Here is a 20,634-nt window from a genome sequence, read left to right on the forward strand (position 1 = left end):
GGAGTTTGCGGGGAAGTGAAGCGCATCGCCATCATACCGGCCCGCGGCGGCAGCAAGCGCATCCCGCGCAAGAACATCCGGGCGTTCCTGGGCAAACCCATCATGGCCTACTCCATCGAGGCGGCCCTGGAGTCAGGCTTGTTTGAGCAGGTGATGGTATCCACCGATGATGAGGAGATAGCGGAAGTGGCCCGAAGGCACGGTGCCGGAGTCCCTTTTTTGAGGAGCACCGCTGCCTCGGATGATTTCGCCACCACCGCGGCAGTACTGACAGAAGTCCTGCGAGCCTATGAAGCCTCCGGGGAAACCTATGACTATGGCTGCTGCATCTACCCTACCGCCCCGCTGGTGAAGACGGCCTCTATCAGGGCTGCCTTCGCGCTGCTGACCGCTCAGCAGCGCGACTCCGTCTTCCCGGTGCTCCGCTATAGCTACCCCATCTGGCGAAGCCTCAGGATGGAGGGCGGCAGGGCGGTGATGAACTGGCCGGAGCACCTGGGCAGCAGGTCGCAGGACCTGCCCGCGGCCTTCCACGACGCGGGGCAGTTCTACTGGTTCGCTGTAAAGAGGTTCCTGGAGAAGCAGGCGCTTTTCACCGACAACACGGGCGCCATAGAACTGAGCGAGCTGGAGGTACAGGACATTGACAACCTGACGGACTGGAAATTGGCGGAGATGAAATACCGGCTCATGCAACAGGAGGGGCACCGGGAAAGATGAGAAAGCGGCGCGTTATCTTCCGGGCGGACGGGAACAGCCAGATCGGGCTGGGGCACGTGGTGCGCTCTCTGGCGCTGGCGGACTTGCTGCGCGGGGAGTTTGAGTGCGTGTTCGCGATTCAGGCCCCGGCCAAAGAGTTGCAGCAGCAGATCCGGCAGGTATGCGAGGGCGTAATAGTGCTGCCGCCCTGCGCCGCTGCCGAAGAGCGCTACCTCCATGAGCTTGATGCCTACATCTCCAAGGAGGAGATCGTGGTGCTGGACGGGTATCACTTTGGCACCGCCTACCAGCAGGGCGTCAAGAACAAAGGGGCCACGCTTGTCTGCATCGACGACATCCATGCCTACAGGTTCGTGGCGGATGTGGTGATCAACCAGGCTGGGGGTGTGAGCGAAACGGCATATAACCATGCATCCTATACCAGGCTCTGCCTTGGCCCCGCCTATGCGCTGCTCCGCCCCCCCTTCCTGGAAGCTGCTAACGTTGCCAGGGACATACCGGACGGTCGGATGCGGGTGCTGCTGAGCCTTGGCGGCGCGGACCCGCAAAACGTGACCCTGCAACTGGCGGGAGAACTGTCATCTTTGAGCGAGGCGCTGCAGGTGGAGGTCGTGGTAGGCGAGGCTTACAGGCACCAGGTGGTGTTGCAGGGCTGGCTTCAGCACCACAAGAATTTCACGCTTCACCGCAACCTGGATGCCCGGCAGATGTGCGAGCTGATGCGAGGCTGCGCAGTGGCCGTCACCGCGGCGAGCGGCGTGGCTTATGAGTACGCGGCCATTGGAGGGTTGCTTTTCATACGGCAGACGGCGGATAACCAGCAGGCGCTATACCGCTTCCTGACCTCAAGCGGCCTGGCTCGGAGATATGAGGAACTGCCTGAGGTCTTAAGCAGCACCTCCCTGCCCGCCATGTTCCGGGAGCAGGCGGCTGGCCAGCGGCGGCAATTGGATGGGCAGAGCGGAGAGAGGCTGAGGCGGGTTTTCCGTGGGCTCAGCGTGGCCGCTGGCCTGCGCCTGCGTAAAGCCACCCTGGATGACAGAATCCTGCTGTTTGAATGGGCCAACGACCCGCAGGTGCGCCAGAACTCCTTTAACCCCGACCCCATTACCTTAGAGCGGCACACGCAATGGTTCCATGAGCTGATGGCGGACGGGAAGACGCTGTTGTATATAGCGGAGGTAGACGGCAATCCGGCCGCCCAGATCCGCTTCAGCACCTCTGGGGGGAAAGCATCCATCAGCTATATGATCAGCGCGGCATTCCGGGGCCTGGGGCTGGGACACCTCGTCCTGCTCAGGGGCGTGGAGAAGCTGAAGGAAAGCCTGGCAGGAATAGAGCAAGTGGAGGGGCTCGTGCAACAGGAGAACTATGCCTCTGTGCGGTCCTTTGAGAAAGCCGGTTTCAGGCGCGGCGCCCCTGACCCCGGGCATCCGGGCGCGCTCCGGTTTGTGCTGCCGTTGGCTTGAACCCTAAACAAAATAACGAAAGATTACACATGTTTGAAGATATACAGATAGAAGGTCGCTTTATAGGCCCCGGCCAGAAACCGTTCATCATCGCGGAGATGTCTGGCAACCACAACCAGTCGCTGGAGCGGGCGCTGGCCATCGTGGACGCTGCTGCTGAAGCTGGCGCTGACGCCATCAAACTGCAGACCTACACCGCCGACACCATGACGCTGCCGGGGGCCTTCACCATTGCCGACGAGAACTCCCTTTGGAAGGGGCGGGAGCTGTATGATCTATACAAGGAAGCTTATACGCCCTGGGAGTGGCATAAGCCGATATTTGACCGGGCGAGGGAGCTCGGTCTCATTGCCTTTTCCTCTCCCTTCGACGAGACGGCCGTGGACTTTCTGGAGGAGCTGGGCGCACCTATATATAAAATAGCTTCCTTTGAGAACACGGACCACCCGCTGCTGCGCAGGGTCGCCGCCACCGGCAAGCCCGTGATCATGAGCACGGGCGCGGCCACGGTGCAGGAGGTGGCCGAGGGCGTGCAGGTGCTCCGGGAGGCAGGCTGCCGGGAGCTGCTGCTGCTCAAATGCACCTCCACCTACCCGGCCTCCCCTGAGAACACGAACCTACTCACGATCCCGCACATGCGGGAGCTCTACCAGGTGCAGGTGGGTCTCTCGGACCACACTATGGGGATAGGCGCAGCGGTGGCGGCGGTGGCCCTGGGGGCGACCGTCATTGAGAAGCACTTCACGCTCAGCAGGGCAGACGGCGGTGTGGATTCGGCCTTCTCGCTGGAGCCTGCGGAGCTGAGGGCGCTGGTGGTGGAGACGGAACGGGCCAGGCTGGCCCTGGGCAGGGTGCAGTACGGGGTGCAGCAGGCAGAGGAGAAAAGCCGCCTCTTCAAGCGCTCGGTGTATGCGGCCAGGGATATTGATGCCGGCGAGGAACTGACAAAGGAGAATATCCGTGTCATCCGGCCAGGCCTTGGCCTTGCGCCGAAACATTACGAGACACTGCTGGGCAGAAAGGCCAAAGGCTTTATAAAAAGGGGGACGCCACTCAGTTGGGAGATGGTTTAAAATCAAACTTATAACATTTTTTTTGTTAATGGTTTATAATTTACAATATAAATTAAATGCATGACATACAGTTTTTATATCAACAAGATGATTTAGAAGAAATCTGTAGAGATCGACCCCTTATTACTTCAGAAAAACATGAACCTAATGATTTTTACGGGCAAGCCAGTATCCTGAAAAGGTATTGTGGTCTGGACGAATCAAAGCCTTTGAAGCTTGTCTATGAGCATTCATTAAAGCTGCATAGTAATATTTGGGAATTAGATTTAAAAACAGGTTTTCCTACTGCTTTTACTAGTTCAAAGGAAAGGTTGAAATGTTTTAAAAAATCAAAAAAATTTGAATTTGTAATACCTATTGGACCTCCTGTTTTATATGCCAAGGATTTAGTTGAAAAGGAACTACGCAATAATAACAACTCAAGTAAGGTTGAAAGAAAAGGGACAATAGTTTTTCCAAGTCATTCTACCCATCATATTTCTGCTGAATTTGACAGTGTTGCCTTTATTAATCAATTAAAAGGCTTAGCAGATGAATTCAAGCCAATAGTCATATGCATTTATTGGAAGGACTTTCTAGATAACAAACACGTTATTTATGAAAAGTATGGGTTTGAGGTAATCAGTGCTGGTCACATATATGATAAAGACTTTTTACTAAGGTTTTATGATATATGCAGACGCTTCAAATATTCTTATGCTAATAATTTAGGCTCAGATCTATTTTATTCCTCTTTATGTGGGTGTCAATACTTCTGTGATTATAATTTAAAAGTTAATCACAACAATCCAAAAAATTATGAGCTTTATGATGCTGATATAGAAGCTAATCAGAACAAGAAAAAGGCACAATCACTCTTTGAGAAGCCCTCTGAATTAACATATGACAAAATAAAATTCATAGAATCGATTGCTGGAACTAGCTATAAAAAGTCTAAAATAGTTATTTACAGTTTTATATTGGTTTCTGAAGTATTATGGAAGCTTAGGTTGATAAAAAAGAAAGGGGAAAATCTATTATTTAAAATTTTAAGATGAAGGTATTACATATATCGACCTCTGATTCGGGTGGTGCTGGCATTGCAGCATTAAGAACTCATATTGCACTGCTTGAATCTGGTGTTAAATCTAAATTCTTGTGTTTATACAAAAGTTCAACATCCGTTCCGGAAGTTTATCAGTATCGGACATCAGGTATAAGTTCTATCAAAAAAAATATTTTAAATCGATTTGGAATAAAATTACCAAATTCTGTATTAAATAAAAGAAAAGTCAAAGGATTGAGAGGAGAATATGAAGCTTTCAGTTTCCCGAGGACCGATATCGCGCTTCATCACCACTTTTTGGTAAAAGAGGCTGATATAATCAATCTCCACTGGGTAGCTAACTTTATTGATTACCCCTCTTTTTTTTCAAATCTTAAAAAACCTGTTGTTTGGACTTTGCATGATATGAACCCTTTTCAAGGTGGGTTTCACTATTCCAAAGACAGAGAAAATAATATGAATGTTTGGGGTGATCTTGAGTCTGAATTCGAAAATCTTAAGGTGGAGAGTGTTAAAAAACTATCTACTTTACATGTCGTGACTCCATCAAAATGGCTTGGGGAGGCCACTAAAAATTCTAAAGTTTTTAGTAACAGGCCAGTTCATGAGAGTTTCTTTTATGGAATTGATTTCGAAGTATTCAAGCCACTAAGAAAAGAAGTTGCATGTGAGGCTTTAGGTATTCCGGTGGAAGGAATAAAAATTTTCTTTGCGGCTGATTCCTTATTAAACAAACGCAAGGGTTTTGATCTATTATTGGCTGCTTTACTTTCGTTGAAAAATCATCAGGATATAAACTTAGTTACCATTGGTCATACTACCGATAACCAATTGCAAAGCAATTTCAAGTGTTATAATTTAGGCACTTTAAAAGATGCAAAGCTCATAAATATAGCTTATAATGTTGCTGACTGCTTTGTGTTACCCAGTATAGAAGATAACATGCCTAATGTAATGCTTGAAGCCTTGGCCTGTGGGCTGCCTATCATTAGCTTTCCGGTAGGAGGCATGGCTGAAGTCATAAAAACAGGTGACAATGGAATACTTGCTAAAGCTTTATCATCAGAATGTTTAGCAGAAGCCATACAAGGCTTTATTGATAATAAATTTATTTTCCAAAGAAACGAAATCAGGGATACAGCTTTTCGTATGTTCAACATGAAGCAGCATGCAGATAAATATATAGGACTATATAGCCAAATCAAATCTTAACCTGACTTTTTAGTTTCTTTTTAAAGTAAGTACCTAGATGAAGTTAAGCATCGTCACTATTAACTACAATAATGTTTTAGGATTAGAGAACACTTTAAATAGTCTCTACGCCCAATCTTACAGAGATTATGAGCTCATTTTAATCGATGGTGGATCAACCGATGGTAGTACGGATGTCATTAAATGTTATTCAGATCTAATCAGTTACTGGGTTAGCGAAGCAGATAAAGGAGTGTACAACGCTCTAAATAAAGGTATTTTGCAGGCATCAGGTGAATACTTATTTTTCTTAAATTCTGGAGACTATTTAGTTGATCCTAATGTTTTGTCTGATATGCTTCAACTTCTGAATGGTACAGATATTATTTATGGCAACTTATTAATTCAGGAATCCCACAAACAATGGGAAAAAAAATATCCAGCTAATTTAACATTCGATTATTTTATAAAACATACCATTCCACATTCTGGGGGCGCCTTCATCAAGAAGAATCTGTTTGATAAAGTGGGCTTCTATGATGAGACGCTTAGGATTTCATCTGACTGGAAGTTTTATGTAAGAGCCATATGTAGCTTTAATGCAACATTTACATATGTAGATAAGCCCTTATCCGTATTTGGTTTCGATGGTATAAGTTCACAAGCCGGTAGTTGGGAAATTACTACAAGGGAAAGAAAAGAAGTTTTGGAAAAAGAGTATAACCGTTTTTATCAAGACTATATAGCCTATAATAATCTAAAAAGTAAGTTTAAGACATTATCAAATTCCCGCTTTCTCAAGTTTTATCTAAAGCTTAAAAGTAAGTTAATTTCTTAATTATAAACATAGGCAATTAGAATTATTGATTTTATAACAATATGACAAACACAATAGCGATATCAATTATAACTCCTTGCTACAATCATGGGAAGTACCTGTTAGAGGCAGTGCATAGTATAAGGGAATATAATTGGAGTGTGCCTATAGAACATATCATTGTCAATGATGGCTCTATTGACGAGGAGACAATTCATGTTCTAGAAGTTATTAAGCAGCAAGGTGGTATTGTGATTGAGCAAAAGAACGCAGGACCCAGTACGGCTAGAAATACAGGTATTAAAGCATCGACAGGTAAATATATATTGCCTGTGGATTCAGATAATACGATCATCCCTACAGTTTTCGAAATGGCTTATCACATTATGGAAAGTGATAGCACGATTTCTGTTGTGTATACTGATGCACAATACATTGGTGAGAAATCTGGAACTTGGAAGGTCGGTGAGCTTAATAAATTGAGGCTTTTAAATCGAAACCAAGTTGATAATTGTGCCCTGATTAGAAGAGACGATTTAATACAGTTAGGAGGTTATGACGAAGGTATGCCTTTTAAAGGGAATGAAGATTGGGAGCTTTGGTTAAAGATGCTCTTTAATGACAAAAAGTTCTATTACTTGGAGGAAGTTGGTTATAACTATCGCGTTCTTCATAATTCGCTATCAAATACAGAATCAGGACCAAATCATGTTGTTAACAAAAGATATTTAGTAAATAAATATCAGCCATACTATGCTACTTATGCCATACAAGCATTAGAAAAAGTTTTACAATACGAGAAAAAGCAGAAGCATATACAAGAAAATAAGCTTAAAAGTATTTTAAAAATTTTACTGAATAAACCTGTCTTGTAAATCAATTTTACAGAATAATTTAAAATTAAATTGTTAGCCCCGGATAAATTAAGTTTCTAACAACGCTAATAATTTCAAAATAAAACACTATACGTGATAGTATAGTATAATTAAATTTATTTTAGAGAATAGTATGGCTACTAAAGTTGCTGTGATTATAGTAACATATAATGGTTTACAATGGATAGATAAATGTATAGGCCTATTAAGGAATTCTTCTTTGCCTCTTACACCAATTGTAGTAGATAATTGTTCCACAGATGGCACTACTTCGTATATAGAGAATAATTATCCAGAAGTAATGCTCATTAAGAGTAACATTAACTTAGGGTTCGGAAAAGGAAATAATTTGGGTATAGAGAAAGGGTTAGCCTTGGACTATGATTACTTCTTTTTATTAAATCAAGATGCCTGGATTGAAAGTAATACTGTAGAAGAGTTAGTAGTTGCTAATAGAAACAATCCGCAGTACGGTATATTAAGTCCAATGCATCTAAATGGCGTAGGTAGTAGTTTAGACAGCCTTTTTTCACGCTATTTAAGTTCTTATAATATTCCAGAAATAATTTCTGATCTTTATCTTTCTAAATTACAACCAGTCTACACGACTAACTTTATAAATGCTGCTGCATGGCTGGTTTCTAGAAAGTGCCTGGAAACGGTTGGTCTTTTCGATCCTATTTTTCCTCACTACGGAGAAGATGAAGACTATGCACACAGAACATTATCTTTAGGATATAAAATAGGTTTAGTCACTACAGTAAAGATATTTCATGATAGAGATAATAGGGAGCCTTTAAACATAAGTCTTAATTTGCAAAGGAGCTATATTAAAAATGTTCTAAACATCAAAAATCTAAATGGTAAATTTCTTGCTAATTTAGTGTTTGTTTTAAAAAGTGAAATAGATCAACTTTTTACATACTTAATATTTAGAAGAATAAAAGAAGCTAAAGTTAAAGGGAAAGTAATATATAAAACTATATCTAACCTCCGGCCTATTCATAAATCGTATCTTCTAAATAAAGGCAAATAATTTTGTTTAAAAGTTAAAGCTTCTTTTTTATAATTTTTGATGCAAAATCATAACTTACCTTTATTTTCTGTTCTAATAGCAAGCTATAACAATGGCAATTTTTTACCAGAAGCCATAGACTCTGTTTTAGCGCAAACCTACACGAACTGGGAGATTATTTTTGTTGATGACTGCTCCACGGATAGTTCGCTTGAAGTAATTAAGAGGTACAGTCATGACAAGAGAATCAAAGTATTCCTAAACCGGGAAAACAGGGGGTGTGGCTATACAAAAAGCAAGTGTGTGGAACTAGCTTCAGGTGAAATACTTGGCTATCTAGATCCTGATGATTCATTAGTGCCTAATGCACTTGAAATAATGGTTAAGGCACATATTGTAAATCATGAATGTAGCCTTATATATTCGAAGCATAATTTATGTGATCATAAACTTAACGTTTTAGAAGTCTCTTCAAACATAGGAGTGATTCCGAGAGACAGAACAAGTTTAGGCTATAAAGAAAAAAAGATTTCTCATTTCGCTACTTTCAAGACACAATCTTATATAAAAACTAAGGGAATAAATCCAGTACTTAGAAGGGCAGTAGACCAGGACCTATATTACAAATTAGAAGAAGTAGGAAGTATTCTTTTTATTGATTTATCTTTATATAACTACAGGTTACATAAAGGCGGCATTTCAAATTATGATGGGAGAAGTAAAGCTGTCTATTGGAATTTGGTAGTCCAGAAAGAAACTATTTTAAGAAGAAAAAATCTGAATTATAAAAATGACTTTAGCATGCGGCAATTGGTTGGTAGGTATCAGGCTTTTGTGAAACTAAGAGCAAAAGAAAAAATTGAAAAGAAAGAATATAAAAAATTAGCTTATATAATTTTCTACGGCATACATTTTCTAAACTACGATTTTTATTCGTTAAAATTATTAAAATATTTTATACCAACCTACAGCAAGAATGGGGGCAGATATTAGCTTAATAATATTTGTTTGACTTTATAGCCTCATCTATTTTAATAAAATGTGTATTGTATCAATTATTACTCCTAATTACAATCGTGCTGCATTAATAAAAGAAACAGCGGCGTCTATTTTTAACCAAACCTCTCCTAATTGGGAATGGATTATTGTTGATGACGGAAGCACAGATGATAGCCCTCAAGTGATGCAGGAGTTTGCAGCAAGGGACAGCAGGGTTAAAGTTTTTCAACGCGAGAGGTTACCAAAGGGCGCCGCTGCCTGCCGGAATATAGCCATAGAAAATTGCAGCGGTAATTATCTCATTTTTCTTGACTCGGATGACGTGCTGGCATCGTTCTGTGTGGAGCAGCGCCTTAAAGCGGCCGGTGAATACCCTGAATACGACTTCCTGATTTTCCCTTTACTGTTATTTAAAAACAAACCTGATGATTTGGGTTTGCTTTGGAACATAGAGAATGAAACAGATGACATAACCCGAACTATGTTAGGTGACCCCATTTGCCAGGGAACAGGCACCATCTGGAAAAAGCAATCTTTTATAGAAGTAGGCATGTGGGATGAAACATTACTGCTGTGGCAGGATGTCGAACTGCATCTGAGGACCTTTCTCAGCGATCTTAAATACAAAAAATTGTTGAACCTGCCTCCGGATATATTCATTAGGGTATCAGAGATAAGTCTTTCAAGAACAGGCTTTAACTCTTTGCCTAAATTCCAAAGCAGAGTAAAGGTATATACAGATACCTTAAATCTCGCGGACCAGAGAGGCCTGCTTCCTAAATATAAAAAAGGTCTTATACATATGGGATTTGATCTTGTATGTAGTGCCATCCATAGCAATCATTTTGCTGAGGCGGATCAGTTACTTAAACTGAATGATAAATATGCACTATTTGATGCTGCTTGTATGAATAAAATCAGGCAGTTTTATTGGGCTAAGCGGATTAAGCTATATAAGTTTCCTTTATTAAAGAAGCTGTCTGTGCGGCCAAAGGTTGATATTTACAATAACTATCGGGTAACTTTAAGTAAAGTAAAATACCACGAGAAAATAGCGCTTTGAAAAAAGAGATCCTTATTTCTATTATCATACCTGTTAAAGACGGCGATTACTGGCTTGATGAGACTTTATATGCTATCAAACGCCAAACAATTTTTTACTGCGCAGAAATAATTGCTATCGATTCGGGTTCTACTGACTCTTCTCTTGCCATCCTTGAAAACCATAGTGTCCACCTAATTCAAGTAGACCCCACCTCTTTTAATCATGGATTAACTCGTAATATAGGTGTAGAAGCTGCGAGAGGCGAATTTATAGTAATGACAGTACAGGACGCTAAGCCATCAGATGAGTTCTGGCTAGAGCATCTACTGAATGGATTTGAAAATGATGCGAATGTAGCAGGTGTTTGTGGTCAGCAGATTGTTCCGCATGATTTAGACAAGAATCCAATTGAATGGTTTAGACCGCAATCTCCCCCTAGAATTAAAAAGTATTATTTCCCTGGACCTGATAAATTCGAGAACTTATCACCTTCAGAAAAGAGAAGCGTCTGCGGCTGGGATAATGTGACGGCAATGTATAGAAGAAGCGTTTTGCTTGAAATACCTTTTAAAAAGACAAATTTTGCAGAGGATGCATTATGGGCGAAAGATACCCTGTTGAAGGGGTATAGTATCGTATATAATAATTGGGCCAGGGTTTATCATTACCATTTAAATGAACCTGAGTATGTTTTAAAACGCAGTTATACTGTCTTTTATCATTTTTTCATGTATTTTGGTTTTAAGCCAAAAAAAGTACAGAATGATTTAATTAGCATGATTCGTAATGCAAAGGTTCTGATTTTAGAAAAAAAGCTATCTGTGGCGGATAAATTTACTTGGTTGATATATAACTGGAATCTCCGGAAAAGCATAAATCAATCTGTTGCCCTTTTTTTGGAGCATTGCAGCTTAGGCGAGGATGTCCTTTCTCAAAAACATAATGAAATTTGTAAATCTGTTCCGGCAGCTATTAAGCCAAAGACAATAAGTAAATGAAATTCCCAATCGTAAGTGTTTTGATGACGGCTTATAATCGGGAGGATTATATAGCTCAGGCTATTGAAAGTGTGCTAATATCTACCTTATCTAATTTTGAGTTATTGATTGTAGATGATCAGTCAAAGGATAAGACAGTGGAAATAGCAGAAAGCTATGCTGCTATAGATAAACGAATAAGAGTATTTGTTAACGAGCAGAACCTGGGGGATTATCCGAACCGTAACAAAGCTGCTTCACATGCTACCGGGAAATACATCAAATACCTCGACTCTGACGATATGATTTACCCCCACGGTTTAGAGGTGATGGTGCGGTCTATGGAAACCTTTCCAGAGGCTGGATACGGTTTAAGCTCGTTGCCCGATACTGGTAACTTCTATCCTGCATGCATATCCCCTAAAGAAGCTTATTTCGAGCATTTTTTTAAAGGATTCGGCCATTTCGATCGATCTCCAGGGTCTTCCATTATACGTACAGAAGCTTTCAATAAGGTAGGAGGTTTTTCAGGTAAAAGGATGATTGGAGACTATGAGATGTGGTTTAAGCTCTCACAGGAGTATGATCTGGTGAAATTCCCGAGAGACTTAGTTTGGCACAGATCCCACCAGAAACAGGAGTCTCAAAGCGATTTTGCCAGACAATATGCTTCTTTAAGGAAAAACGTGTTGGAACAGGCGCTGCAATCTGAAAAATGCCCTTTGGGAAAAGCTGAAATTATGAATGTTCGTAAGCAGCTAAATCAGCGGGCACAAAAACAGAAAATGCTCAAGGTAGCTTCTAAGTTAGGCGCTTTTCTGAAGTAATTAGTTTTGAAATTAGTAATACTAATATTTTCTTTTGAGAGTAGCCATTGTCGTTCATAGATTCCCCCAGCTTTCGGAAACTTTTATTATCAATCAAATAACAGCCTTGATTGATGCAGGGGTAGAGGTGCAAATTTTCTCTTATTATAGGCCAGATCCTTCACAGAAGCTCCAACCGCAGTTTAAAGCTTATAATTTACAAGAAAGGGTTCGCTATGGAGTGCCGCTACCTGTAAACAGAGTAAAAAAATACACGAATTTTGTCCGCCATATCAATCATAAAAGGTTATCATTCTTTAATAGCCTGAACTTCTTCAAGTTTGGGAAAGAGGTATTAAACCTCAGATACTTCTATAGAGCGCTTCTTTTTGCTGATTATAATGAATTTGATATCATTCATTGCCATTTCGGACCTATAGGGCATGATATAGTACAACTTCGAAGTATGGGGCTACTAAAGGGGAAAGTTGTCACCTCGTTTCATGGCTATGATTTTCAGAATAGGGATATTTTAGATGAGTTTAGGCAATACAAGCAATTATTCAAAAATGGGGATGGCTTTATAGCTAATTCAAACTTCACATATAAAAGTTTGGTAGCTTTGGGTTGTAGTCCTATTAAACTTATTGTTATACCCGTAAGTAGCTCTTCGAAAGTTTTTGATTTCCAAGCAAGTAATGTAAGAGAGAGTGCTAAAGTTTTTAAGATCCTTACTATTGCTCGTTTAGAAGAGGTTAAAGGAATAGAATATGCAATAGGAGGCATGCATCTGTTACAGCAAAAGTTCAATTTTGGGAATTTTACTTATAACATTATTGGTAGTGGCTCACTTGAGAACAAACTCAAGGAGTTAGTCGATAAATTAGAATTAAGTAACAAAATCCATTTTTTAGGTTCAAAGACACAAGATGAAGTTTTTAAATTTCTTTTAGACACCAATGTTTTTCTGTTAACCAGTGTCACTACAAATGCTGGAGCGGCCGAAGCACAAGGACTCGCATTATTAGAGGCTCAGGCGGCTGGTGTTCCTGTTGTTGCTTCCAGAACAGGGGGAGTTCCAGACAGTTTAATTGACGGCGAGACAGGCATACTGGTTCCTGAGAAAGATGTGGATGCCATTGCCTCAGCAATCATAAAGTTATATAACGACCCGACAACAAGTGGCGAAATGGGGGCAAGAGGAAGGACCTTTGTGAAAGAGAATTTCGACCAGGAGGCATTATGCACGAAGATGATTTCATTCTATAATAAGCTACTTAAGGCTAATTCTGCTCGTTCATGATAATAAGATGCCCTATTTTGGTTTATAATATTTTTAAGTCCTTAAATTTGCCTTTCAATAAAGGACAAATTAAATACCCTATATATCGCTGATGAAATCGAATCTAAAGTTTGCTCTGCTAGGATGTGGCCGTATCGGTAGCCGCCATGCAGAGCATATTGCCAAACAAGCCACTCTTGCTGCTGTTTGTGATGTTGATATGGATAAGGCTCAACGCCTAGCCGATAGCTACCAGGTAAAAGCATATGCTTCTGTGGAGAAAATGCTGCAAGAAGGAGCAAGTGATATCGTAAGTATTTGTACCCCCAATGGCCTCCATGCTGAACATACCATCCTTTCACTGAAGGCAGGAAAGCACGTGTTGTGCGAGAAACCGATGGCAATTAGTGTGTATGACTGTGGGGAGATGATCAAGGCTGCTGAAAATGCGAATCGGCGCCTTTTTGTGGTGAAGCAGAACAGGTTCAACCCTCCTGTTAAGGCGGTAAAAGAGATGGTGGAGGAAGGGCGATTAGGTAGAATCCTGAGCGTGCAGCTCAACTGCTTTTGGAATAGAAATGCAGATTATTACCATAATTCTTGGAAAGGCACAAAAGATTTAGACGGTGGTACGCTTTTTACGCAGTTCAGCCACTTCATTGACTTGCTTTACTGGATAGTGGGAGATGTAAAAAAAGTCAACGCCATTGTATCAAATGCAATTCACCAAGACCTGATAGAGTTCGAGGATCAGGGCGCAGCTGTTCTGGAGTTTTATAATGGCGTGATTGGTACGTTGAATTACTCTGTTAATTCTTACCAGAAGAATATGGAAGGTTCTTTAACTATATTCGGTGAGAAGGGAACTGTCAAAATTGGCGGGCAATACCTGAACGAACTGGAGTACCAGAACATAATGGATTACGAAGTAACAGGCCTCCCGCCAGGTAACCCACCAAACAACTATGGCAACTACGTCGGGTCCATGTCTAACCATGACAAGGTGTACCAGAACGTGATCGAGGTGCTTGAGGGCAATGGTGTGATTGCAACAAATGGTTTTGAGGGCCTGAAGACTGTAGAAATTATTGACAAGATTTATACTGCCGCTCAGAACCATGCATAATCCTAAACTGCTGCAGGCTGGCATAAAAGAAGTTGTATTTGGTGAAAATGTGAAGGTAGTACAGCCCGTCAATATATATGGTTGCTCTATAGGAAGTGGCTCGTTCGTCGGACCATTTGTTGAGATACAGAAGGATGTAACAATAGGCGCAAACTGCCGCATACAATCTCACTCCTTTATCTGTGAACTTGTTTCCATCGGATCAGACTGTTTTATCGGACATGGTGTTATGTTCATTAATGACCTTTTTGCTTCTGGTGGCCCTGCACAGGGGGATAAGACAAAGTGGATGTCCACGCGTATAGGTAACAGGGTTTCTATCGGCTCAAATGCGACTGTCATGCCTGTTAGCATCTGTGATGGTGTAGTGATCGGGGCCGGGGCCGTGGTGACAAAGGATATTTCCAAACCTGGGGTTTATGTAGGAAACCCAGCCAGATTTTTAAGAGACATTTAAAGAACAATGAATAGAATACCTTTTGTTGACCTGAGGGCTCAGTACCTCACGATCAAAGACAGCATAGACACCGCCATCGCAGATGTACTGAATGAGACCTCTTTCATTGGTGGGAAACACGTGAAGGAGTTCGAAAAGAATTTCGCTACTCTTTATGGGGTAAAGCACTGTATCAGTTGTGCCAATGGTACCGATGCCATTTATATTGTTTTGAAGATGTTGGGCATTGGTCCGGGGGATGAAGTGATTACCACGGCCTGCAGCTGGATATCCACCTCGGAGACGATATCACAGGCTGGCGCAAGGCCGGTATTTGTAGATATTGAGCCAGACTACTTCACCATCGACCCTGCCCAAATAGAGAAGAAGATTACGCCTAAGACGAAAGCGATTGTACCGGTGCACCTGTACGGGCAAATGGCGCAAATTAATAAAATTAATACCATCGCTCAAAAGCATGGACTCCATGTCATAGAGGATTGCGCCCAATCCCATTTTTCAGAACTGCACGGGCAGCGGGCCGGTACCTTCGGCGTCGCCTCCACATTCAGTTTTTACCCGGGCAAGAACCTTGGGGCTTATGGCGATGCGGGCTGCATACTGACAGACGACGACCAATTGGCTGAGAAATGCCGGATGTACGCAAACCATGGTGCCCTGATAAAGCACCAGCACCAGATGGAGGGGATAAACTCCCGGTTAGATGGCTTGCAGGCAGCCATTCTGAAAGCGAAGTTGCCAAACATTTTAGACTGGACGGAGAAGCGTCTCCAGGTAGCTGGATGGTATTTAGAAAACCTCCAAGGCGTAGAGCAGCTAACGTTGCCTGTAATAAGGCCTGATTCTAAGCACTCTTTCCACCTCTTTGTGGTAAGAGCTGAGCAGCGGGAGGAACTGGTGAAATATCTCAACGATTGTGGTATTGACACGGCCATTCATTACCCTGTACCGCTCCCGTTTATGCCTGCCTACCGTTACCTTAGTCATACCCCAGAAGATTTTCCGGTCTCAGACCAGTATCAGGGCAGTATACTGTCTCTGCCAATCTATCCGGAGTTGACTGAAGAACAGGTAAAATACGTCTGCGAAAAAATCAGAACGTTTTATCAATAACTTCACATTACATGACGCTTGTTTCTGTAATTATACCGGCTTACAACTCATCTGCTTACATTGGACAGACGTTAGAATCTGTACTTGGGCAAACACATAGCCCGGTTGAAATTATAGTCGTTGATGATGGCTCTAATGATGATACAGTTACTAAAGCAAACTTTTACAAAGATCAAGGTGTACTTGTTCTCTCGAATCCAAAGAAAGGGGCTTGTGCAGCTAGGAATTTCGGTTATTTGCATTCCAAAGGGGAATTTATTCAGTTTTTAGATTCTGATGACCCTTTAGCTCCAAATAAAATTGAAAATCAACTAAATCAATTACTTTCACTTTCAAATTATCAGAAGAAGCTGGTACACTGCAGGTGGGGGCGCTTTCAAAAGAATAAAGATGAAGTCTATTATTGGGGCCCTGATGCTGCTATTCGACAAGATCTAAAGCCCATAGATTGGTTAGTAGCTAATCAAATGTCCATGACAGGGTGCTGGCTATTGCATAGAAGTTTAATAGAAACAGCTGGTTTGTGGGATGAATCTTTAAAAAGAAACCAAGATGGTGAGTTCTTTTCAAGAATTATGCTTCATGCCGATGAAGTTTTATTCTGCGATACAGCTAAAGTATATTATAGATCAGGTAACACAGGGTCTATATCTAATACAAAATCAAGACCTGCTATGGAATCTTTGTTGAAGTCTTTATACCTCATTGAAGAATATATGCTACAGTTAGAGGTTTCTCCACGAGTCAACTTATCACTAGCTAACAGATACCAGGATTTTGCATATTCTAACTTTATAGCTAATCCGGATTTAGCCGCTTTAGCTGAAAGCAAGACTATAGAATTAGGTGGTTCCGAATTGAAGTTACCAGGCGGCGCCGTGCTCTGTTCTTTAGCTACTCTTTTAGGCTGGAAAAATGCCCTAAAAATTAAGAGACTCTTAAGCAGGAGCACCTGAGTATTAAAATTCGATAATGCAAAAAATCTTATTTATCACTACAAGTAACCTTACAACAAACCCCCGCTTATTAAAAGAGGTAAATTTAGCAGTAGCAAGTGGGGTAGCGCCTACTGTTGTTTGCTTCGATTTTGATAACTGGACCACCTCTATAGAAGAAGAACTACGTACCTCTTTGACAGGGGTAAAGTTCAGCGCTATCACAGCAACCCGAAAAGCTTTTCGTAATTGGGCTCTTGCAACAGGGTTACAGCTTATGTATCGAAAGCTAAATCATAAACTGCCTCATTCTTTAAAAATGAGAGCTCAAGCCTCTGATAAAAGAAGCTATTTGCTGGAGCAAAAGTTAAAAAACCTGGATACAGACTTTGACTTGATTGTCAGTCATAACTTAGGTGCACTTTATCCTGCTTATGCCTTTGCTAAAAAATCGAACATTCCCTTTGCCTTTGATATAGAAGACTACCATCCTGGCGAGACTGTGGCAGTGGACGCAGTAAATGAGGTGGAGAGACGAGAATCATTACTGAAAAACATTCTACCAAAAGCTTTTTATGTCAGCTATGCCAGTCCTTTGATTGGTGAATTCTCCCTAGCACTCGTACCTGAGGTACAAGAGCATAATCATTTTCTTGTGAACAACTCTTTTCCGCTTGGTGAATTTCAGAGGCCGTTGACAAAAAATGTAGCGGATAAGATCTCCTTTGTATGGTTTTCGCAGAACATTGCTGCCGGCAGGGGGCTGGAATTAGTGGTACCTGTACTCTACAGATACAAGGATAAAGTGCAGCTGACGTTGATTGGGAACCTTGTGCCCTCTTTTTATGAAGGTTTTCTTAAGATGTTTGACGACTTGATACAGTATAGGAACCCTTTAACACAGCAGGCATTGCATCTTGAATTGGCAAAATTTGACTCAGGCTTAGCTGTGGAAATTAGTAACAGGGATTTAAACAAGGATATTGCATCTTCTAATAAAATCTTTGCCTATGCACAGGCTGGTTTATATATCATGGCAACAGATACGAGCGCCCAGAAGCATTTTATAAACCAAAATTCATCCCTGGGCGTGTCCTTCCCTCAATCGGAAGAGGGTTTCGAAATTGCCCTACAGGAGTTGCTGGCTCAAAAGGAGGAAGTGCTAGCTACTAAGCAACAACGATTTGAAGCAGGGAAAAGTCTAGCATGGGAACATGAATCTTCTAAGTTACTGGCTGCCTGGAAGTCGGTATAATGAATAGCTCCATGAAAAATATCCTTATTATATACCCCCATTGGGTTCCCTCAAACCTGGCTGGCGTACACCGGCCCAGGTTGATTGCTAATTTTCTGCAAAACCATGGGTGGCATCCCATTCTGCTTACAGTGTCAGCTGAATATTATGAAGAGAAACCTGATCCGGATATTGCTAAAACGGCTTCTCCGGATATTGAAGTTTTCTATACAGAAGCATACAAAGCGGGAAAGCCCAGAATAATCGGGGATATAGGCTTAAGGGCTTTCCCTTTCCTATATAAAAAAGCGATAAAGCTGCTAAACGAATTTAAGATCGATTTTATCTGGATACCTATACCATCTTTTTACGGCGCACTTTTGGGCCGGCTCCTCCACAATAAAACAGGAACCCCCTATGGCATCGATTATATTGATCCATGGGTTCGTGACATCAGCAACCGACAGGACTGGCGGTCAAAGCTGAGCTTGTTCGTTGCAAAGTGGCTGGAACCAATTGCCGTCAAAAAAGCCTCTCTAATTTCCGGAGTTTCTACCGCTTATTATTTGCCTGTGCTGGAGAGGAATTTTAAAAACACAACAATCGCTCATGTGGGAATGCCTTACGGTTTTGATCCGAAGGATCACGAGATTTTAATTGATGATTTAAAATTCCCGTGGGAGGGGATGGATTGCGAGCCCTTGGTGTATGCAGGGGCATTTTTACCTAATTCTCACTTTTTTATCAAACTTTTGTTCCAGGTGATTCAGCTAAAAGTGAAGAAAGGGGATTGGGACAAGAGGAAGCAGCTGTTCTTTTTAGGTACTGGTTTTTATGCGGGTACTACAATAGCTGATTATGCGAAACAGTACGGGATTGAGGCCATCGTGCATGAGGTAAGAGCACGCTACCCCTTCCTGCACGTGCTTAATTTTTTAGCAGCGTCCTATGCTGTGATGATCATCGGTAGCACCGAAAAACATTATACCGCCTCCAAAACTTTTCAGGCATTGTTAAGTAAAAAGCCTGTTTTTGGAATCTTCCATAAGGAGAGCAGCGCTGTATTGATGATGCAGGAATGTAATGCCAGCAATTTTCTTATTGAATATTACGAGCAAGCTGGAGAACAGGAGCTAAAAGCAGACATCGCAACAAAACTTGAAGTTTTATTGAGTGGGGATTTTCAGTGGAAACCCGAATTAAGTAAACTTGACAAGCACTCCGCAAGTGCCTCCGCAAAGGCTCTTGTGCTTAAGCTTAATGAACTAGTATGAAGCGACTCGCCATCATTACAACCCACCCCATCCAATACAACGCCCCTGTCTTTAAGCTACTCGCAGCAGAAAAAGATCTGTCTCTAAAAGTATTTTATACATTGGGCAAGTCTTCTGAGGGAGTGATAGATAAAGGTTTCGGTAAAAAAATAGACTGGGATATCCCGCTGCTGGATGGCTATGAATATCAATTCGTGCACAATACCTCAAAAAATCCTGGCTCCTATTATTTCAAAGGGGTTATTAACCCTTCGTTGATACAAGATATCGAAAGTTTTAATCCTACAGATATTCTTGTTTTTGGCTGGAGTTTCGACAGCCATTTCAAAGTTTTAAAACACTTTAAGAATAAAGTAAATGTGTTCTTCAGAGGAGACTCTACTTTACTGGATGAAAAGAAGGGAGTTAAGTTACTACTTAGAAGGCTTGTACTTAAATGGACCTACCGCTACATTGATAAGGCCTTTTATGTTGGCACCAATAATAAACAGTATTTCATCAAACATGGTGTGAAAGAGCGGAACCTTATATTTGCTCCGCATGCCATTGACAATGAAAGGTTTAGTGATGATGCAGTAAATAACGAAGGAAGTGAGCAAATCCGAAAAAAGTTAGGGATACCGGAGAACCATGTTGTGTTTCTGTTTGCAGGAAAGTTCGAAAAGAAAAAGAACCCGCTTCTCCTGATCAAAGCTTTCAAGAACCTCAATCAGAGTAATGTAAGCCTTCTGCTTGTGGGAAATGGTGCATTAGAAGATGAAATGCAACAAGAGGCAGCAGGTTCTGCTAACATACATTTTCTTCCTTTTCAGAACCAGACGCGAATGCCGTCTGTTTATCGGGCAGGGAACGTGTTAGTGTTACCTTCCAGTGGGCCTGGCGAAACGTGGGGATTGTGCATTAATGAAGCGATGGCTTGTGGACTTGCCATTATTGCCAGTAATAAAGTAGGATGCGCTGTAGATTTAGTGCAAGCCAATAAAAATGGGTTTATCTTTGAGGCTGACAACATAGATGATTTGCTTGATAAGCTTGAAGGTTCCTCTTCCATACAGGCAGACGCATTAGCGGAAATGGGAAATGCTTCAAAGCGTCTTATTGAAAGCTGGAGTTTTAATAAAATCCGTGAGGTCATTATAACAGCCTTACATCGAAATACTTAGGCCTTAGATATGGCTCTT

20 protein-coding genes are annotated in these 20,634 nt (G+C 41.9%); all 20 read left to right on the top strand.

The annotated features are described in order from the left end of the window. Positions 1-720 (top strand): pseudaminic acid cytidylyltransferase (gene pseF, locus ABD920_RS04600; RefSeq protein WP_345157117.1); only part of this gene is annotated, 720 nt, incomplete at its 5' end. After that, positions 717-2,189, top strand: coding sequence for a UDP-2,4-diacetamido-2,4,6-trideoxy-beta-L-altropyranose hydrolase (pseG, locus tag ABD920_RS04605; RefSeq protein ID WP_345157118.1), 1,473 nt, complete (start codon positions 717-719; stop codon positions 2,187-2,189). The genes pseF and pseG, both read left to right, overlap by 4 nt. Before the next feature lie 29 nt (positions 2,190-2,218). Beyond that, a complete protein-coding gene (pseI, locus tag ABD920_RS04610; RefSeq protein ID WP_345157120.1) occupies positions 2,219-3,262 on the top strand; it encodes a pseudaminic acid synthase in 1,044 nt (347 codons plus the stop codon). Positions 3,263-3,318: 56 nt separating this feature from the next. Continuing rightward, a complete protein-coding gene (locus ABD920_RS04615) occupies positions 3,319-4,299 on the top strand; it encodes a hypothetical protein (protein WP_345157122.1) in 981 nt (326 codons plus the stop codon). Next, the gene (locus tag ABD920_RS04620) at positions 4,296-5,519 is read left to right on the top strand and encodes a glycosyltransferase (protein ID WP_345157124.1); all 1,224 of its coding nucleotides are present in this window, start codon (positions 4,296-4,298) and stop codon (positions 5,517-5,519) included. Before ABD920_RS04615 ends, ABD920_RS04620 begins: the two co-directional genes overlap by 4 nt. Positions 5,520-5,556: 37 nt before the next feature. Further along, positions 5,557-6,336, top strand: coding sequence for a glycosyltransferase family 2 protein (locus ABD920_RS04625; protein WP_345157126.1), 780 nt, complete (start codon positions 5,557-5,559; stop codon positions 6,334-6,336). Positions 6,337-6,377: 41 nt separating this feature from the next. Further along, entirely contained in the window at positions 6,378-7,190 is an 813-nt protein-coding gene (locus ABD920_RS04630) for a glycosyltransferase family 2 protein (protein WP_345157127.1), read from the top strand. A 133-nt stretch (positions 7,191-7,323) separates the two neighbouring features. Then, positions 7,324-8,226 (top strand): glycosyltransferase family 2 protein, encoded by a 903-nt coding sequence (locus ABD920_RS04635; protein WP_345157128.1) that lies wholly within the window; start codon positions 7,324-7,326, stop codon positions 8,224-8,226. Between the two features lie 39 nt (positions 8,227-8,265). Beyond that, positions 8,266-9,198 (top strand): glycosyltransferase family 2 protein, encoded by a 933-nt coding sequence (locus ABD920_RS04640; protein WP_345157130.1) that lies wholly within the window; start codon positions 8,266-8,268, stop codon positions 9,196-9,198. 46 nt (positions 9,199-9,244) lie between these two features. Beyond that, a complete protein-coding gene (locus ABD920_RS04645) occupies positions 9,245-10,267 on the top strand; it encodes a glycosyltransferase family 2 protein (protein ID WP_345157131.1) in 1,023 nt (340 codons plus the stop codon). Next, complete coding sequence (locus tag ABD920_RS04650) at positions 10,264-11,247, top strand: glycosyltransferase family 2 protein (RefSeq protein WP_345157132.1); 984 nt, start codon at positions 10,264-10,266, stop codon at positions 11,245-11,247. The genes ABD920_RS04645 and ABD920_RS04650 overlap by 4 nt, the downstream gene beginning before the upstream one ends. Further along, on the top strand, positions 11,244-12,053 hold the full coding sequence (locus ABD920_RS04655) for a glycosyltransferase family 2 protein (protein WP_345157134.1): 810 nt from the start codon (positions 11,244-11,246) through the stop codon (positions 12,051-12,053). The genes ABD920_RS04650 and ABD920_RS04655 overlap by 4 nt, the downstream gene beginning before the upstream one ends. Positions 12,054-12,087: 34 nt before the next feature. Further along, a complete protein-coding gene (locus ABD920_RS04660) occupies positions 12,088-13,335 on the top strand; it encodes a glycosyltransferase (protein WP_345157136.1) in 1,248 nt (415 codons plus the stop codon). Between the two features lie 91 nt (positions 13,336-13,426). Further along, complete coding sequence (locus ABD920_RS04665; RefSeq protein WP_345157137.1) at positions 13,427-14,440, top strand: Gfo/Idh/MocA family protein; 1,014 nt, start codon at positions 13,427-13,429, stop codon at positions 14,438-14,440. After that, complete coding sequence (locus ABD920_RS04670) at positions 14,433-14,897, top strand: acyltransferase (RefSeq protein WP_345157139.1); 465 nt, start codon at positions 14,433-14,435, stop codon at positions 14,895-14,897. Before ABD920_RS04665 ends, ABD920_RS04670 begins: the two co-directional genes overlap by 8 nt. Positions 14,898-14,903: 6 nt before the next feature. Beyond that, positions 14,904-16,010, top strand: coding sequence for a DegT/DnrJ/EryC1/StrS family aminotransferase (locus tag ABD920_RS04675; RefSeq protein ID WP_345157141.1), 1,107 nt, complete (start codon positions 14,904-14,906; stop codon positions 16,008-16,010). Positions 16,011-16,021: 11 nt separating this feature from the next. Then, on the top strand, positions 16,022-16,966 hold the full coding sequence (locus tag ABD920_RS04680) for a glycosyltransferase family 2 protein (protein WP_345157143.1): 945 nt from the start codon (positions 16,022-16,024) through the stop codon (positions 16,964-16,966). A 16-nt stretch (positions 16,967-16,982) separates the two neighbouring features. After that, a complete protein-coding gene (locus ABD920_RS04685) occupies positions 16,983-18,200 on the top strand; it encodes a glycosyltransferase family protein (protein ID WP_345157144.1) in 1,218 nt (405 codons plus the stop codon). Positions 18,201-18,211: 11 nt separating this feature from the next. After that, complete coding sequence (locus ABD920_RS04690; protein ID WP_345157146.1) at positions 18,212-19,453, top strand: glycosyltransferase family protein; 1,242 nt, start codon at positions 18,212-18,214, stop codon at positions 19,451-19,453. Beyond that, complete coding sequence (locus ABD920_RS04695) at positions 19,450-20,616, top strand: glycosyltransferase family 4 protein (protein WP_345157147.1); 1,167 nt, start codon at positions 19,450-19,452, stop codon at positions 20,614-20,616. The genes ABD920_RS04690 and ABD920_RS04695 overlap by 4 nt, the downstream gene beginning before the upstream one ends. Positions 20,617-20,634 lie beyond the last annotated feature (18 nt).

This window comes from Pontibacter saemangeumensis (assembly GCF_039541895.1).
In the GTDB taxonomy this organism is placed as follows: domain Bacteria; phylum Bacteroidota; class Bacteroidia; order Cytophagales; family Hymenobacteraceae; genus Pontibacter; species Pontibacter saemangeumensis.